This is a genomic window from Flammeovirga yaeyamensis (assembly GCF_018736045.1).
Taxonomy (GTDB): Bacteria; Bacteroidota; Bacteroidia; order Cytophagales; family Flammeovirgaceae; genus Flammeovirga; species Flammeovirga yaeyamensis.
The window spans coordinates 316,631-336,011 of the sequence record NZ_CP076132.1; the positions used below are offsets into that span (position 1 = coordinate 316,631).

Sequence of the window (19,381 nt, forward strand, 5' to 3'; positions counted from 1 at the left end):
AAATGGCTGTCTTACCCACTTCAACATCATTTATCACAAGAAACATTAGAGAATTATGAATTTTAGCAAATCTCTTAAAAATATATTAGTAGCAGGATCTGTACTTATTGGTGCAGCGTCTTGTACTGACAACTTCGAAGAGTTAAACACTAACCCTAATAACCCTTCTAAGCCAACACCGGCACAAACATTTACTTTTGCTCAATTGGCAGTATCGGGTGTGGGTCACGAGACTTCTCGTTTAAACTCTTTGACTACAGGACAAATTGGTATGCACTACATCGGTGCTTGGGGCGACTCAAGAGTTTGGTTAACTGGTAGTGGTCCTGTTTGGGTAGGTGAATACTGGAACAAGTCTTACGTAAAGATCGTGGGTAACTTGGAAGTAGCCATTAAAGATGTAACAGCAGACGATGCGGATCCAGCAAAATTAGCAATGCTAGATGTATGGAAAGTATTTAATGCACACCGTATTACAGATATCTATGGACACGTTCCTTATTTCAACGCAGGAAAAGGTTATGCTGCAGCTGAGGCTGGTGAATCGTTGACGCAAGATATGTTGAAGCCTAAGTATGATGAGCAATCGGCAATCTATGCAGATATGATTGCAAAATTGGACAACGCTGTTCAAGTATTAGGTACTGCTGGTAATTCATTTGGTGAAGCTGATTTAGTATACGGTGGAGATCATTTGATGTGGCAAAAATTAGCTAACACTCTTCGTTTAAGATTAGCGACTCGTTTAGGTGATGATGCAAAAGTGACTCAATCACTTAACGCTCCATTGATCGAAACAAACGAAGAAATCGCATTGATTCCTTTCACAGGTGAGGGTGATATCTGGGGTCTAGCTTCTAACGGTGATGCTTTCTCATTCGATTGGGGTGGTGCATTCCCTTCTCAAGCAATTCTAAATGCAATGAACCAAAAAGATACTGATGTAACTAACGATGATCCTCGTTTACCAGTATTTTTTGTGAACTCTATAGAAGAAGAGGATGGAACAGTAACTGTTTATGATTGGTTTGAGCCTCAAACGATGCAAGGTGAGGATTTAACAACATCTAAGCACCCAGCTTTTGCTGCAAATAGAACTAATATTGGTGGTTATGATACTCCTGAAATGGTAGCGACTCCAATGGAAGTAGCTTTCTTAAGAGCAGAACATACCACTGATGCTGCAATGCAGTTACAATATTTCACTCAAGGTATCAACCTTTCTTTAGAGTATTATGGCTTAGGATCTGACGTTGAGACGGATTACCCTGCATTCTGGGCATCTGTAAAGTCTAACTTCGATGCGAATCCTAAAGCTGAAATTTTAAAGCAAAAGTGGATCGGTTTGATTGGTAACGGACCAGAAGCATATGCAGAAGTAAGAAGAAATTCAGATTTGTTCTTCGGAACGATCTTCGTTCCAGGCGTAGATTACAAGAAAACATCACAAGGTACTGATGGTGGTTTCGATGATTTCTACCAATGGAAAATCGAATACCCAGCATCTGAAGCAGCAACAAACTTAGAGAACATGCAAGCCGCTCAGAATATGCCACAAAATTTCTGGTGGACAAAGTAAGATCGAAAATTTTAAGTTGAATAATAATAACGGACAATGATGCACAAGCAGGAGTATATCTTACTCCTGCCTGTGTTTTTTATTTTATATCCTTTTGTTTTTACTAGACAATAAATGAACAAAGTGGGAATTTTACCCCAAAACATCAGTTGTTTACCCATATTGCAGTTGTTCAGTTGACACTTATTTTAATCTCACCATACTTCCTTGATAAACAAGTTGAAAATAGGTTTACGAACACCATCTAAAATAAGCGATGCAAACTTTTACTTATGATTACCAATTCCTTCATCTATATCAGTCGAAAAACGAATCTTCCAGTTATTTTACTGCTTTTTATTGTCCTCCTTTTTTTATCAATAAATAAGAGATTGCTTGCCAATTCTACCCATGAACTAAATTATCAGATTAAAAAAGTATCGGATATATCTCAATTGGATATTCGAGATGTATTTAAAGATTCAAAGGGCTTTCTATGGTTAGCGACCTCAGATGGATTGGTACGTTATAATGGTCTCGACAGTAAAGTATATAGAGTTAGCAAATCGGACAATGCTATAGGAAGTAATATGACCCGAAAAATTGCGGAGGATAAATGGGGGAATATTTGGGTATCCACTTTTGGTAAAGGCCTTTCAAAATTAGATATCAAAAAAGAAAGGTTTGTCAATTATACTATGGATAGTGAATCAGATTATAAGATTGAAACCAACGATATTTCTTCTTTTTTAATTGATGGACAAACGATTTGGATAGGCAATTGGGATAAATTGATCCGTATTCAGCTAGATGATCATCACGATAAAATTATTCATCAGTCATCTATTCTTTTATCAGAAATTGATTCTTCCCGACATCAAGTAGTCATTCAAAAAATATTTAAAGGAAAAGATAATCATATATGGTTAGGACTTAATTCGGGGTTGTTCAAGATGAAAAACAATCATCAAGATTTGCATCAGATTGATTACGATAAAACCCCCGGAAATGTCTCTGATATGACCTATTGTGATTCAACAATGATAACTTCTGGTGAGTTTATTTCTAGTGTAGTAAATCATTCTGGGGGATTTCGGTTAAGAGGTCTTACGGCGAATTCGGCACATACTATTGCATACAAAGATGGAATTTTATGGGTCGGAAATAGAAAAGGAGTATTTGCTTATAAAGTGCAAAAGTACCAATTTTTAACCCTCATCAAGCACTATAAAACGACAAGTAATAATGGGCGGTCTTATCACCCAGTTACTTCAATTATTTTAGATGATGAAAAAGTTTGGGTAGCTACAACTGGTGGTGGTGTATATTGTATTTCTCCTCCATCACAACTTTTTGAGCATTATCAACAAACAAATAAAAAGTCGTTATTTGATGATCATATTAAGGCCATTTTCGAAGATAGTAAGCAAAACCTCTGGATAGGAACAGAGGTAGGAGGTCTCAACTATTTGATCAATGAAAACAATTACAACTATGAAAACGGTTTTGGTCAGATTTCTATAAAAAACTATCCCGACGAAAATAATAGGGTATATGCCATTGCTGAACAACACCTTCCTCAATCAGAATTAAGAAAACGATTGCTGTGGTTAGGCACTACTTTTCCCACTTTTTTAATCGCCTTAGATCCAAATACGATGGAATTGTTGCCTCAATCTCCTTTTGCAAAAAAGCTGGGGTTTGTATTTGATATCGAAATACAAAATGATTCAATAATGTGGGTAGGGACTTATAATGAAGGATTATGGAGGATCAAAACTGATCAGAATGGAGAAATTCTAAGTGCTCAAAAATTTGATTCCAATCCTAAAAATGGAGGGTTAACCTCAGATATTATTAGAAGCATACTCATTGATAAAAACGGCAACTTATTAGTGGGCACAGACAAAGGATTGAATGTCATTTTCGCTGATGAATTAGAGAAACATCACCCGAAAGTATTCAATTATAAAGAGGGGAAAACAGTAGTCGACTTATCCAACGAATACCTATTAAAGATTTTTGAAGCGGAAGATGGGAAAATTTGGATGGGAACGATTGGAGGTGGTTTAATTTATTTTGATGAGATTAAGGACAAAAAAATAAGATTCAATTCGATTACATTAGAAGATGGGTTATCAAGTAATTCCATCAAATCGATCGAAGAAGATAGCGAAGGGAATTTATGGTTGAGTAGTAATCATGGTTTGATAAAATATCAACCACGTTCCAATCAATTTGTCAATTATGTTCAGTCGGACGGCTTACAAGCAAATGAATTTGAAGACTTGGTTAGTTTCACCAGAAAAGATGGTCAGATGCTTTTTGGAGGAGTAAATGGTTTGAATGCCTTTTATCCTGATCAAATAGTGTCAGATACTCGAAGACCACAAATCTATTTCTCGGAGCTTCAAATTCTAAATGAAACCATTGTACCCAATACTAAATATGAACATCAAGTGATCTTAGAGAATAGTATTGAGCATACCAAGGAAATTTACCTAAAGCACGATCAAAATAGCTTTAGTTTATCTTTTGAAGCCTTTCAATTCAATAATCATCATAAAGTAAAGTTTAGGTATTTCTTAGAAGGATTTGATGAGGAATGGACACCAACTCGAAACAATAGTCGACAAGCGAAATACACCAACATACCTTCGGGAACATACACTCTAAAGGTAAATGCGGCGAATAGCGAAGAGGCGTGGTCGGATCAAACAATTACATTAAAAATATACATTTCGAAACATCCTTTGTTAAGCAATGTGGCGATTGGTATTTATATCATCAGTTTCGTTTTGATATGCAGTTTGATATTTACCATCTATAATCGAATTAGAAAACAGAAAAAGGAAGTCTTTATTGCAGAGTTGGAAAAAAAGAACGCAGAAGATGCGGCACAATCTAAATTGAGGTTCTTTACCAATATATCTCATGAGTTTAGAACGCCTCTAACACTTATTACTATTCCTATAGACCGTCTAATTAATGGGGCACAATTGACAGAGGAAGACAAGAAACATCAATTGAAAATAATTAAATACAACGCCGATTTAATGTTGCGATTGGTGAATCAGATATTGGACTTTAGAAAATTAGAGCAAAATAAAATTCAACTCTCCATGCAATTGATGGATAGTATCCGTTTTGTGAAAAATATTTTTGATGGCTTTCAGCCTTTGGCCGAGAGTAAAGAAATTCAGTTATACTTTAAGGCAAATGTTGAGGAATTAATGATGTCGTTTGATCCAGATTGTTTGGAAAAGATTATCAATAATTTATTATCCAACGCTTTAAAGTTTACGCCTAAAAATGGTGAGGTGACTTTAGAAATGGAATCTTTGGAGAATAAGCTATCGATCAGAGTAACTGATAATGGAATAGGTATCGCGGAGGATGATCAGAAGCAATTGTTTAAAAGGTATTTTCAAAGGACCAATAAGAATATGCTATTCAGGGGCGGTACGGGTATTGGGCTGAATCTGATTAAAAACTTAGTAGATCTTCACAATGGGAGGATAGAAGTAGAAAGCAAGAAAGATGAAGGGACCACATTTAAAGTGCTATTACCAAAAATCAATGAAGGGACTTTAGATCTGGAGTTGAAGAAAGAGGAAGATACCGGTGATTTTTCATCCCCATTTTCTATAGAAAAAGTCCAAAATATACTGCAGCCGACACAGAAGAAATATACCTTTTTGATTGTAGAAGATAATGAAGAATTGAGAGAAGTGGTCGTATCATTATTTAGCGAATATCATCAGGTAATTGAAGCGGAGGATGGACAGCAGGGCTACGAAAAATGTATCATACATCAGCCTGATTTGGTCATTAGTGATGTGATGATGCCCAATATGAATGGTCTCGAAATGTTGCATACCATTAAAAATGATATCAAAGTATCCCATATTCCAATTGTATTATTAACGGCAAAAAGTACCAACGAGAACAAGGTAGAAGGATTGATAGAAGGAGCAGATGCTTATGTGTCCAAACCATTTGATCAAAATGTCTTGTATTCTATCGTATTTTCTATCCTCAAAAATAGAGAGCGTTTGATTGAAAAGTTTGATAAAGAAATCAAGATCAATCCTTCACTTATTTCCAAAACACCACCGGATGTAGAGTTTTTAGAAAAGGTACTTTCAATCATCGAAAATCACTTAGATAACACCGAGTTTAACGTAGATAAATTGTCAGTAGAATATGGACTTTCGAGAAATCATTTAAATAAAAAAATTAAAGCATTAACAGGGGAAACAGCCATTGCTTTTATAAGGAATGTCCGTTTAAAACATGCAGCAGAATTATTTAGAAATGGCAATACCAATATCTCAGAAGTCACTTGGCAAGTAGGCTATACAGATCTGGGTACATTTAGAAAAAGATTTAAGGAAAAGTTTGGAGTAAGTCCCTCTGAATTTGCACAAGAAGCGACAAGAAAAGAAAGCCCATTAAAAAAGGAAAACTAAAGCTAAACTATTGTAATTATATCAAAATGAGTCAAATATACACTTAAAGTGTAAATACCTACCTCATTGGTATCAAATACCTAGGCAGAAAAAACGCCTATCCTACTATGTTTGAGTGTGATGAAAAACGTTTGGATGATAAAATTTTTTTCAGCTATGGTACTACTCTTTTTTACATCCAAATCACTCATTTTTCATACAACTAATCGAAGTATTTTTATTTGAAATGAAGTGTTATGATGAAGATTAAAACGACTTTTTTGACAAGTGTTTTATCCTTCTCTCTGTTCTTCTTATCTATGGGAGTTTCGGCTCAAAACGTACAAGTGGATGTGAACCTAAATATGGTGCACTCTGTAGAAGGAATATCAGACTTTGGAAGAGATAGACACATTACTGTTCACTCAGCGGCAACAGAAAGAGATTGGGATGGACAGGAAGACAAACTTGACTATTTTATTAATGATCTTGATGTGTATTGGGGTAGAGATAATGGAGCAGCAAGCTGGAAATTTTCTGATACTCCACAAGACCCTAACCGACCTAACAAGCCAGACGTTTCTGCGATGATGCTGAAAGCAGAAGAGTTAAAAAATTGGCACGAAAGCAAACTCAATGCGAAACAATACGAAGGGAAAGGTTTCATGATTCAGGGAACAAATCCTCACCCAACATATCCAACACTAGATTGGAGCCCAAGAGGTAAAACTTGGCATGGTTGGCAATCATTAGAAATAGAAACTTCTGCAGAATGGGTGACGGAATATTTGGATCACTATTTTGCTAAATCACCTGGAGAAAAAGGCGAGCCACTACCACACTATTGGGAAGTAATTAACGAACCTGATATGGAAATGATGGTAGGTGGTAAAAGTTGGATCTATGCATCGAGCCAAGAAAAGCTTTGGGAATACCATAACCTTGTAGCAGAAGGAGTAAAAAACCGTTTAGGAGCTAAAGCACCTAAAATTGGTGGTATGACTTGGGGTATGCACGATTTCTATTGGAAAGATGGTATCAATAGAGTAGCCGATGACCAATATGAAAAATGGTTCTCTGACGATCTTATGCCGTACTTACAAGAAATGACGACCTCAACGGTAAACGATTACAGAACTGACGATTGGTACCAATGGGACGTGATGTGGCAAGGGTTTATTGATAACTGCGGTGACAACATGGACTTCTACGGTATTCATATTTACGATTGGTCAGTAGGCGAAAGAGGTAAAGGCGTGGTACGAACAGGAGGACATGTTGAAGCTATGTTGGATATGTTGGAATGGTACGATATCCAAAAATTCGGAAAGAAAAAAGACATCGTTTTATCGGAGTTTGGTGCTGTTTCGGGTTGGATCAATGATCAGGAAATGGAAAGAAAAGCGTGGGAAAATCTTCGTCCTTTCAATGGGATGTTCATGCAATTCTTAGAACGTCCTTCTCATGTGGTGTACTCAATGCCTTTTGCTCCGGTAAAAGCAGAGTGGGGTGATGTTAGAGATGCCAACGGTAATGTGACAACTAGATATGGTTCTGTTTTAATGGACAGAGTCGATAGAAATTGCGAAGCATATGATGCTTCTTGTGAATGGGTATGGTCAGATTTTGTGAAATGGTATGAACTATGGAGAGATGTGGATGGTACTCGTATTGATACAAAAGCCACAGATAGAGACATACAAGTAGATGCTTATGTGGAAAACAATAAAGTCTACCTTATTGTCAATAACCTGCAATTTGATGAAGCAACAGTAGATCTAAATATTTTTGATACACAAGCGTGCAAGGTTCAGTTTGTGGAGAAAAGATACATGCATTTTGATGAAAATATAGGAACGACAGGTGGTGTAGCATTAGACGAAACTAGATTAAACACCGCTCCAGGATCGTTGACAATTTCTGGTGGAGGTACAGTAATTTTAGTTTATCACTTTGATAAAAACGTGGTTCTTGATCAAACCTCTAAGGAAGAGAAATATATGAGTGTGGCACTAAATAATGAAACAACATCAATTGGTGGTTTATTATTTAGAAAAGAAGTACCGGGTCGTACACCAATGACGACAAACATTAATGGTGTGGTTGTGCCTGCAAGCGGAGAAGCTACATTGAGATTCTCAGGTAAATTCCCAGAAAATGCATTAGTACCAGCTTACATCACTGTAAACGGAAATAATTTAGATTATGATACCGATTGGAGAGGCGAATATGAAGATTCTCGAAACTTCTGGTTCGGTACAATGGAAGTGGATGTTCCAATAGAATATTTACAGGAAAACAATGAAGTGACTATAGAGATTCATGGGAATAAAGTGACTTATACAACGGTATCATTGCAAGTATATGATATGTCAACTGCTCCAGCTCGTTCATCGAACCCTACAAATTTGGTGGCATTGACGGACATCTCTATTACCAATACAGCATTTGATTTGATGAATGGTAAATCAGAAGCTTTGGAAGTAGCATTCACTCCAGAAAATGCAACAAATAAGAAAATTGTTTGGACTTCTTCAGATGCATCAAGTGTATCAGTTGATGAGTTTGGTAATGTAACAGCCCTTGCTGATGCTGGAGAGGTAACTATTACGGCCACATCAGAAGATGGATCATTTACAAAATCTATTGTTGTAACAGCTGTACCATATCAATCTACACCAATTACAGAAATTGCAATCGCACAAGGAGCAACTTTTGAAACTATGGTCAATATCACTACACCTTTAACGGTAAACGTATTGCCAGAAGCAGCTGCAAATTATGATGTGGTTTGGTCAAGTTCAGATGAGGATGTTGTGATGGTAGATCATGTAACAGGTAAAATTTCTGGTTTAGTCATCGGTCAAACTGCTACAATTATGGCCACTGTGGTGGATACTGAAAATGGAGGAACTGTATTTACTGACGAAGTGGAAGTTACTGTGATGATCAATGGTAATGAAACAGTGTATTGCTATGACTACGACGAGGCCTTAATAGGTAATGATGAATATATATTTAATGTTTCTGCAAATGCTTTATCAGGTAGAACTTTAAAAGCGGAATTGTTGAAAGGGATGAGTGTATTGGGTGATGCCGAAGTATCGATGACTAAAAATGGCGAACAATTTATGACTGTTACGCTTCAGTTAGATCAATTGGCTGAGATAGGCAATGATTATACTCTACGATTAACCTTGCTAGATGGAAGTTCGACATTATCTACTTGTGAAAGCATGTTGAGTGTAACTTCTCCAATTTTACCAACTTCTATTGTTGCAAAAGATTGGTTAAGAACGGTTCAAGTAGGAAAAACACTACCAATTGAAGCTAAAGTGACTCCTCAAGATGCATTTGATCAAACAGTCACTTGGGAAATTATTTCTGGTGCAGATATTATATCGATAGAAAATGGTATCATCACTGGATTGAAAGCAGGAACAGCCGAAGTGAAAGGCGTAGCAAATACAGATAATTCTGTAGAAACATCAGTGATTACAATAACTTGTCAGGATGCAGAAGTAATCGTAAGTCCAACAGAAATATTGTTAGCCAAAAGAACAGCAATATTCCCAAATAGTACATTACCAATTGAAATTATTGGTTTTGTTCCAGAATACACAAATGCACAAAAGGTAACTTGGTCAGCAAGTAATAGCTTAGTGAGTATTGATGAAAACGGACTTGTTGCAGCCGGAGCTGATGAAGGAACAGTGACAATTACAGCTACTTCTGTAGCGGATCCTTCGGTTTCTACTTCTTTGGATGTATCTGTAGGAAAAACGATTTACATAGAAGCAGAAGATTTTGATGAAAAATTTGGAGATGAATTAGGTATCTACGAGCCAACTCCAGGAGTGAAAGGTATTAACGCAGTAAAAACAGGAAACTATGTAGTGTATTTTGTTTACTTCCCTGCAGCAGGAGAATATACGGCTACCTTCTTTGCTGGAACAGCAGCAGCTGATGCAAAATTAGAGATGTATGTCAATAGTCAGTTGCAAGGAAGCACCGTAATTAACAATAACGGATGGGATAACTTTGAACCGTACGAGTTGGCTCAAAAAGTAAATATCACTTCCGCTGGAATACATGAAATTGGAGTTGTGGCATCAGGTTCGACTACTTATCAGTGGAATTTGGAACATTTCGAACTTCAATTCGGTGGTGACGTATCTTGTCAGGAATTGACATCAATTACTATGGACAATGATATGTCAATCACTGCTTGTCAAACAGTACAGTTATCGTTTACAAAAGTACCTGTAACAGCTTGTGATCCAACACAAGTTCAATGGTCGGTAGATGATGATGCAATTGCTACTGTTAGTGAAAGTGGAGAGCTTACGGGAGTAACTACAGGGTCAACGATCATTCGATTAACAACAGAATTGGGAGAAGAAACTATTCAGTTAACCGTTACAGAAGCACCTGCACCAACAGCGATCAATATTTTACCTGCAAACAGAATGGTATCCGAAGGAGGATCAATTCAGTTGGTGGCAGAAGTTTTACCATTAGGCGTATGTAATGCCAATGTAACTTGGAGTTCTTCTGATGAAAGCATTGCTACTGTGGATGCAAATGGCTTGGTTCAAACGAAAGATGGTTCGGCAGGGAAGTCTGTAGATATTACAGTAACTTCAGAAGCTGATAACTCGGTAATGGGTGTAGCTACAGTGTCAGTTGCAGCTCCAGCAGAGGAAATCGTAATAGAAGCCGAAGACTTCGATAGAACAGGAGGAACATTCGATGATGGCAACGTTCCATTTGGCGTAAATAGAGCCGAGGGGGTTGGCATCAATTGGGTAAATGCAGGAGACTATGTTGAATTTGATGTTCAGTTGGGAGCAGGTAATTACGAAGTGAAATACTTAATTTCAACACCATCAGACGATGCAGAGGTAACTATTACATTAAACGAACAATCTATTGTGACTCCAGTTCCAAACAACGGAGGTTGGGACGATTATCAAGAACTAAAAGCAGATGGTTCTATACAAATTGATACGGATGGAACCTATGTTTTAAGAATTGATGCCTCAGGTACACACGATTGGCAATGGAATATGGATAAAATTATCCTTCTAAAAACTGCCTTGGCAGCTCCTTGTGAAGTAACAAGTATCAGTATAGTAGAAGAAGATCAAAATCTATTTGTTGGTGATGACTTTAACGTAAATGTTACTTTAAATTACTCAGGTGGTTGTACAGGTCAAGTGATGTGGTCTTCTACAGATGAAAATGTAGTGACTGTCGATGCTAACGGTAAAGTAACTGCAGTAGGTATAGGTAATGCTGAAGTGATTGCTACAGCAGAAGCAGGCGATTTAACGGATAAAATTGCATTCACAGTCTATGAACGTGAAGAAGAAAACAAGGATATATTGGTTACAGGTATAACTTTATCTGATAATGCATTAGAGTTAATAGAAGGTGCAACACATCGATTATCGGTGACAATTGCACCAGAAAATGCAACGAATAAGAAGCATTCATGGACATCATCAGATGAAAATGTGGCAACAGTAGATGAGTTAGGTTTACTTACTGCCCAAGGAGTAGGAACAGCTACAATAACTGTCACTACAGAAGATGGAAGTTTCACCGCCACTGTTGATGTAACGGTAACAGCAGAAATCTTATCATCATTAGATGATTTGAAAAATAAAATCTCAGTATATCCAGTGCCTACCAATGATGTGGTTCAATTCAACAATCTAAAGAATGGTCGCTATGAGTTTATTCTAAGCGATATGAATGGTAAGGTATTGATCAGTAAAGTCATAAATTATCAATCAGGTGATAAGTTTGATGTTAGTCAATTACCATCAGGTATCTACTTGATGAACGTTCACGGAAGTGATATTCATGAGTATTTCAAAATTCAAATCAAATAATAAAAAAAGCATCGTTTATCTTAAAATGGTAAGCGATGCATTATTGTCTTTTTGTTTGATGTAGACTTAGATCTTATGGAAAGCAATTGAAAGGAAATCGACCACCTCAATATGTAATAGGATCAAACAATTAGGTGATATAAAAAAAATATTCCGGTAAGTTTTCTAAAATGGGAAATTTACCGGAATATTTTTATTTGCGACAACTAAATAAATAAGCATTTAGTTTTCTATAATTGTGTTAAGATTTAATATATGGTCTTAATCTTTACTAAACTGTAAATCTTTAATTTATCAAAAGAGTAAAATAATATTAAAGATCTCACTAGTATTTATAATCTTTATATTTGAAACTTGGATGAGTAATTTGATTTACTCGTCAAAAACAAAAAGGACTATGAAAAGCATAAAACACATTTGGCTAACTATCGCTGCGTTTATCGGTTTGGCGTTTTTAGTTACTTCATGTTCTTCCACTAAGATTACAACAGATTATAATCCTGGAACGAACTTCACACAATATAAAACATTCAGCTTATTGCCATGGCAAGGAAATTCTTCTTCGACTAAGGTAACAGCTTTTGATAGAGAAAGAGTTAAGAATGCTGTGATCACTAATATGCAAGGATTAGGATACACGTATTCTGAGCAAGATACCACTGCCGATCTACAAGTAGGTATGGTATTCACAACAAAAGAAAAGAAAAGCGTAACATCGTATAACGCAGGTTACGGTGGATGGTACGGCCCTTGGGGTATGGGTGCCACTCACTACTCAGAATACGATTATACTGAAGGAACTTTTGTAATTGATGTTTTTGATACTCAAGCGAAGAAACTTCTTTGGGAAGCAGCTGCTGTAAGTACTTTAACTGAAAAGCAAGAAAGCCCAACAGTAAGAGAAAGAAATATTAATCGATTTATAAAGAGCATCTTTAAAAAGTATCCAACGCAACCGGGTAGTAACTAAAAGAGTACTTGATATAAATGAAGAAGGCGATCACCGAATAGGGATCGCCTTTTTTTGGTTAATAAAGGAGAAATTTATTATTAATTCACAGAATGATATTTTCTAAATAACTTCATGATTCTTTCAAAAATCTCAGTGTTTTCGTAAGCACCAGCAAATTCTCTTGAGTGCGGACCATAAGCGAATACAGGTACCATTATACCAGTATGTTTTTGATGATAAAACTGACCTTCTACTTCGCCTGTCTCAAAATTACCATAAGGTAAAGACATACCACCTGTTTCATGGTCAGCTGTAATAATCACAAGTGTTTCACCATCTTGTTCAGCAAACTTAATGGCCTCTTCAATGGCTAAATCAAAATCTAATACTTCTTCTATAACTTCATTGGTTTTATTTCGGTGTCCAGCGTGGTCAATTCTAGGTGCTTCAATCATCACAAAGAATCCTTCACCATCCAATTGATCTAAATATTTCAAACCATTTTTAGTACTGAATGGCAAGAAATCACCACGTCCATAAACTTTAAATTCTACTTCTTTCCAGTCTACAAGAACACCTAAACGATCAGAGGTTGCATTTTCTACCGCTTGGTAGTTATCGTACACTTTAAAACCCTCTTTTTTGAAATCTTCTTCCAAATCAGGGAAGAAATCGTTAGTAGCTCCAATAAATAAATCGACTACACTGTAAGGAAGCTGTTGACTAATTTGTTTTTGTTGTCCTCTACTTTCTTGATGTGCATAAAAAGCAGATGGGGTTGCACCAGTGATAGGCTCAACAGTGATCACTCCCGAATTAATCCCCATAAGTTTAATTAATTCCGGTATGGTTGGTAGATCATTTCCTTCTAAATCTTTACTAAGTCGGCCATTTTTAGTTTTGGATCCAGTAGCCATTGCTGTACCACTTGCCGCCGAATCGGTTGTGAAATCATCTGCAGATCGTGTTTTAGAAAAACCAATTGATGTTAACTGAGTCATGGTTAATTCTCCACCGTTTGCCATTTGTCCAGCAGTCACTTGTGCCAATCCCATACCATCGCCGATCATCAAAATGATATTTTTGATGCGTTTTTCTTCTCCATCATTTTCAAAAGTCGGACGGTAAACTTCATGTGCATTTACACGAGTGTAAATATTAGTAGGCTTATTATCTAAATATTTTTTTAATCGAATAAGCTCATCTGTGCTAATGTAATCGCTATTAACATCAGCTATTAGTTTCCATACTTGAGTATTGTTAGGCGTATTCCATATACGTACTTCTTTCCCCAAGTCATGAGCCTGATCTACCGCTGCTTTTAGTGCTTCTTTTTCTCCAGGCTTTATTCCACCTTTACCATGCCAAGAACAGAAATCTCTAAAGTTTAAGCTGATGCTCGCCAAGCTACTCAATTCATTCTCCGAATAACCATCTACTTTGTTACCATCGATCTTAACATAGGATGGTATTTTGCTATAAATAGCTTCTGATGGTAACTGATTTGATAATACTATGGTTACAGCATTTTTATTTTTGTCAACATCAAATAGCTGGCTGTACTTCTTGATGGCTTTACCTAAAGCAAGAACGGTTTTATCAGCATTTGCACTAATATTGATCAAATAAATAAGGGGTTGATCGTTCTCATATACTTTACCTTGTCGAGCGAAAACTTCTTTTAACGGCTCAAAGTATAGATTCTCAATCGTTAATTTTTCATCAATTTCATTTTCATCTTTAGCGATATACAGCTGTCCATTTTTTAGATGAACATTCATTTCAATCGATCCGGATTCCTGACTCCAAGCCGTCCAGAAAGGTGCTTTTTGTTGGAAATCGTTGTGGGAATTTATCTTTTGTGCAAAAGTTGAGACATAAGTCATCAATACACACAAGGTGATGATTAGGTTTTTCATTTTAGTTAAGTTCTAAAGTTGATAAGAGCACAAACTCCTTTCAATGGTGTTTAGAAAAATAATGGCGTCACTATAGTTAATATCAATATTGGATAGTCCTTGTTAATTAATGCATTATTTAAACTTGATGGATAATTGATTTTGCGTATTGTCTACACACTTAATTAGTTAGTAACTGATGTAAAAGTAGTAGATAAGAAAGGGTGATCAAATAGTATACAATCGATGATGTGTTTTTGATGTGATAAATCTCCTACAAAAGAGCATAAAAAAATGCTCATCAAAGGATCAATTCCATCTGATGAGCATTATAAATAATTTATCTAGAGACGATTATTCAATTCTACTTTTAATATGATAATCATTTCGATTCGGTTGATTTAGAGAAACCATTTCAGCAATAAATCCAGTCATGAACATCTGTGTACCGATAATCACGGCGGTTAAAGCCAGATAGAACAAAGGCTGTTCGGTTACTTCTCTAGCTACTTTTAGATTATTTATAGATAAGTATACTTTCTCTGCCAATAACCATACTGCAGCAATTGCACCAGATAAAAAGGATAATGTTCCTAATAATCCAAAGAAATGCATTGGTGCTTTCTTAAAGCGGGATACAAAGGTAATCGACATCAAGTCTAAGAAACCATTGATAAAACGCTCCAAACCAAATTTAGTAGATCCGTACTGACGAGCACGGTGCTCGACTACTTTTTCTCCAATGTTACCAAAGCCATTCCATTTGGCAATGACAGGGATATAACGATGCATCTCACCATATACTTCTACCACCTTCACCACATCTAATCGGTAGGCTTTTAAACCACAGTTCATATCGTGTAGTTTAATTCCCGATAAAGCACGAGTGGCTGCATTGTAGATTTTGGTAGGAATAGTTTTAGTGATTGGATCATAGCGTTTCTTCTTCCAGCCGGAAACAATATCATATCCATCTTCAAGAATCATTCTTCTTAATTCAGGAATTTCATCAGGACTGTCTTGAAGATCGGCATCCATGGTAATCACCACTTCTCCAGAAACTTCTTGGAAACCCATCTGTAAAGCGGCGGATTTACCATAATTTCTTAAAAAGCGAATCCCTTTAATCCAATTATATTTCTCTTTTAATTCACATATGACTTCCCAGGAATTGTCAGTGCTTCCGTCATCCACCAAACACACTTCTCCCACTAAGCTTTCTTGTTTGAAAACTCTATCGATCCATTCAATAAGTTCAGGAAGAGATTCCGACTCATTTAGTAATGGAACAACAACAGAAACATCTATTTTTTTATCCGAAGACATATATCATTAATTATTTTAAATACTAAACTGCGTCAGGGTTTTCTTGTTTTAAGATGAAAGCAATCATCAAAGCAATAATACAAGACATGATAACAGAACTAATAATACCTGCTACTAATGCTAATGGAGTATTTACAAACATCTCAGTAATACTCATTGCCTGATCAATTTGATCATTGGTTAATTGAGGATTTTTTTCAAGTTCTAATCTCGCTTCTTCTAATACAGTTTGAATACCTGAATCATCGATAAAAGTGATGTAGACATAATTTAAAACAGAGGATATAAGAGAAGAGATTACCCCCATAAAAGCACCTGTTTTAAATGCTTGTCCAAAAGGTAAATATCCATTAGTCTCAGATTTATATTCCCTTACTGCCATAAACATAGCGGTAATCGTTACAACCATGCCTAGAGAGGAAAGAAGGCCATCTTGTGACTTATCCAATACCGTTAAAAAAATATAGTATACAAATGAGAATACACCTGCAATTGCACCATATTTCATGGCAACTGGAAACTTGTTTGGTTGTTCTGTTTCGTTCAAATTCATATCAAATAATAGTTTAATAGATTGTTTTTGACTAAAAAAATAATTTAAGATAAAAGCTTTTTTAGTTCATTCAACTTCATCATAGCATCCAAAGGAGTCATGGTATTGATATCCAATTGTTCCATTTCTTCCTTTAATTTTTTAGCTACAGGGTCCGAAGCTGTATCAAATATAGAAAGTTGATAATTCTCTTTCGGAACCTCTTTGATTTTTTCTTTATTTTTTTCCTTTCTTTTATCTTTTTCTAGGTGATCAAGAATTTCTTCAGATCTTCTCACCACATTATTCGGCATTCCGGCCAATTGAGCTACATGAATACCGAAACTGTGTTCACTTCCTCCTTCCTTCAGTTTTCTCAAGAAGATAATTTTCTTCTGATATTCTTTTACAGATACATTGAAGTTTTTGATACGAGGAAAATCTTCCGCCAATTCATTCAACTCATGGTAGTGAGTGGCAAACAACGTCTTCGCTCTTGCTTTTTGATGATTATGCAGATACTCTACAATTGCCCATGCAATAGACACACCGTCGTATGTACTTGTTCCACGACCAATTTCATCCATTAAGACCAAAGACCTATCAGATATATTGTTTAGAATACTCGCTGTCTCCGTCATTTCTACCATAAATGTAGATTCACCTTTCGATAAGTTATCTGAGGCACCTACTCTGGTAAATACTTTATCTACAATACCAATATTGGCTCCTTTTGCCGGAACAAACGATCCCATCTGTGCCATCAAAACAATTAAAGCTGTCTGACGAAGCAATGCGGATTTACCCGACATGTTAGGCCCGGTAATCACCATGATCTGTTGTTCTTGATTGTCCAAGAAGACATCGTTAGGAATATAAGGATCATCGGCGGATAATTGTCTTTCAATCACCGGGTGACGTCCTTCTTTAATATCCAACGCCTGATCGTCTGTAATATTCGGACGAACATATTGATATTCGATCGCATTAATAGCAAACGAAAGCAAGCAGTCGATTTTAGCTAAAGTGGAAGCCGTTTGCTTAATAGGAGTGATGTACTTATTGGCTGAGTGCACCAAATCCATAAAGATTTTATTCTCAATTACCGAAATCTGTGATTCCGCATTCAGAATTTTTTCTTCGTATTGTTTTAATTCCTCCGTAATGTATCGCTCTGCATTGACCAATGTCGATTTACGAATCCACTCTTGAGGTACTTTATCTCTATGCGTATTTCGAACTTCTAAATAGTAGCCGAATACTTTATTATAACCAATTTTTAAGGATGGAATTCCCGTACGCTCACTTTCTCTTTCCTGAATTTTCTGAAGGAAATCCTTGCCAGAATGAGAGATCATACGTAATTCATCCAAATCTTTATCTACCCCTTCTCGGATCATGTTTCCTTGAGCAGGGTTGATAGGAGGATTGTCTTGTAATTGTTGCTCGATACGTTCGACAAGCACATCACAAGTATTGATATGATCAGCAATCTCTTTAATTTCGGAAGCCTGACAAGTCGATAACAACTTTTTGATAGGTGCCGAATGTTGTAAAGCCTTTTTGATATAGACTAATTCTCTTGGATTGACTCTTCCAACCGCCACTTTTGATATCAAACGCTCAATATCATTTACTTGTCTTAAATGAGCTAAGACATCTTCTGCCGTGTCTTCATTTTCTACAAAGTAATCGACTACAGCTAAACGATGATCAATACTTTTCTTGTCTTTAAGAGGGAGTACTGTCCATTTTTTCATCAATCGTGCTCCCATAGGAGTCACACATCGATCTAGAATATCAATTAAAGGAATACCACCATCGTTCTGAGGGTAAATCAACTCCAAACTTCTTGCAGTAAACTTATCCAACCAAACATATTTATCTTCTTGAATCCTACTGATCTGATGAATATGTTCGATCTGATGATGTTCCGTCAGCTCTAAATAATTTAAAATCGCACCCGCAGCGATAATCGCAAGAGGAAGATTTTCAATACCAAATCCTTTTAAGTTTTTTGTCTTAAAATGACCAGTTAATTTCTCATAAGCATATTCAGAAGTGTACACCCAATCGTCCTGACGGAAAGTAGGGTAGGCATCACCAAAAAGTTCTTTATATTTTTCTTGATCGTTTCGGCAATACAAAACTTCCGAAGGAGCAAATCCTTGAAGTAGTTTATCAATATAATTTTGATCGCCTTGAGCAACGAAAAACTCACCAGTCGAAATATCAAGGAAAGAAATACCTAAATGATCTTTCACAATATGTACTGCACACAAATAGTTATTTTGTTTTACGTTCAGTACATTATCATTCATAGAAACACCAGGAGTTACTAACTCTGTAATACCTCTTTTAACAACACCTTTTGCTGTTTTAGGATCTTCTAATTGGTCTACAATAGCAACTCTTTGCCCTGCTTTTACCAATTTTGGTAGATAGGTATCTAAAGAATGATGCGGAAAACCTGCCAATGCCATTTCGGAAGCTGCTCCATTCGAACGCTTCGTTAAGACAATATCAAGAATTTTGCTAGCTGTGATGGCATCATCACCAAATGTCTCATAAAAATCACCTACACGAAACAGTAACATCGCTGTCGGATGCTTTGCCTTAATCGCATTAAACTGTTTCATCATTGGAGTTTCCTTCTTCGCTTTAGATTTCCCTTTCGCCAATGTGTTCCGTTAATTTAATTCACTTTTAGATCACCAACTGTTACTTCAGTTGGTACTCAATATACTTAAGTTGACAAATTTAG

General features: G+C 36.3%; 8 protein-coding genes. 4 read left to right on the forward strand and 4 right to left on the reverse strand.

Going from position 1 to position 19,381, the window contains the following annotated elements:
* The first annotated feature begins 55 nt into the window (after positions 1 to 55).
* The 4 genes from KMW28_RS01215 (at position 56) to KMW28_RS01230 (ending at position 12,879) form a co-directional block, all read left to right on the forward strand.
* Complete coding sequence (locus KMW28_RS01215) at positions 56 to 1,579, forward strand: SusD/RagB family nutrient-binding outer membrane lipoprotein (RefSeq protein ID WP_169664832.1); 1,524 nt, start codon at positions 56 to 58, stop codon at positions 1,577 to 1,579.
* Positions 1,580 to 1,950: 371 nt separating this feature from the next.
* Positions 1,951 to 6,030: a hybrid sensor histidine kinase/response regulator transcription factor gene (locus KMW28_RS01220; protein ID WP_169664831.1), complete on the forward strand. Its 4,080-nt coding sequence runs from the start codon at positions 1,951 to 1,953 to the stop codon at positions 6,028 to 6,030.
* A gap of 236 nt (positions 6,031 to 6,266) precedes the next feature.
* Positions 6,267 to 11,909 (forward strand): Ig-like domain-containing protein, encoded by a 5,643-nt coding sequence (locus KMW28_RS01225; protein WP_169664830.1) that lies wholly within the window; start codon positions 6,267 to 6,269, stop codon positions 11,907 to 11,909.
* A gap of 397 nt (positions 11,910 to 12,306) precedes the next feature.
* On the forward strand, positions 12,307 to 12,879 hold the full coding sequence (locus KMW28_RS01230; protein ID WP_169664829.1) for a DUF4136 domain-containing protein: 573 nt from the start codon (positions 12,307 to 12,309) through the stop codon (positions 12,877 to 12,879).
* Positions 12,880 to 12,959: 80 nt separating this feature from the next.
* Here KMW28_RS01230 and KMW28_RS01235 read toward each other — a convergent pair whose 3' ends face one another.
* The 4 genes from KMW28_RS01235 to mutS form a co-directional block, all read right to left on the reverse strand.
* Positions 12,960 to 14,780, reverse strand: a complete 1,821-nt coding sequence (locus tag KMW28_RS01235) for an alkaline phosphatase (RefSeq protein WP_169664828.1) — start codon at positions 14,778 to 14,780, stop codon at positions 12,960 to 12,962.
* Positions 14,781 to 15,113: 333 nt separating this feature from the next.
* The gene (locus KMW28_RS01240) at positions 15,114 to 16,085 is read right to left on the reverse strand and encodes a glycosyltransferase family 2 protein (protein WP_169664827.1); all 972 of its coding nucleotides are present in this window, start codon (positions 16,083 to 16,085) and stop codon (positions 15,114 to 15,116) included.
* 22 nt (positions 16,086 to 16,107) lie between these two features.
* Positions 16,108 to 16,638, reverse strand: coding sequence for a DUF4199 domain-containing protein (locus tag KMW28_RS01245; protein ID WP_066210812.1), 531 nt, complete (start codon positions 16,636 to 16,638; stop codon positions 16,108 to 16,110).
* A gap of 44 nt (positions 16,639 to 16,682) precedes the next feature.
* On the reverse strand, positions 16,683 to 19,298 hold the full coding sequence (gene mutS / locus KMW28_RS01250) for a DNA mismatch repair protein MutS (RefSeq protein WP_169664826.1): 2,616 nt from the start codon (positions 19,296 to 19,298) through the stop codon (positions 16,683 to 16,685).
* Between the last annotated feature and the right edge of the window lie 83 nt (positions 19,299 to 19,381).

Coding starts and splice junctions, on each gene's coding strand:
- KMW28_RS01215 (WP_169664832.1), top strand. CDS start 56: ATGAATTTTAGCAAATCTCTTAAAAATATATTAGTAGCAGGATCTGTA.
- KMW28_RS01225 (WP_169664830.1), top strand. CDS start 6,267: ATGATGAAGATTAAAACGACTTTTTTGACAAGTGTTTTATCCTTCTCT.
- KMW28_RS01230 (WP_169664829.1), top strand. CDS start 12,307: ATGAAAAGCATAAAACACATTTGGCTAACTATCGCTGCGTTTATCGGT.
- KMW28_RS01235 (WP_169664828.1), bottom strand. CDS start 14,780: ATGAAAAACCTAATCATCACCTTGTGTGTATTGATGACTTATGTCTCA.
- KMW28_RS01240 (WP_169664827.1), bottom strand. CDS start 16,085: ATGTCTTCGGATAAAAAAATAGATGTTTCTGTTGTTGTTCCATTACTA.
- KMW28_RS01245 (WP_066210812.1), bottom strand. CDS start 16,638: ATGAATTTGAACGAAACAGAACAACCAAACAAGTTTCCAGTTGCCATG.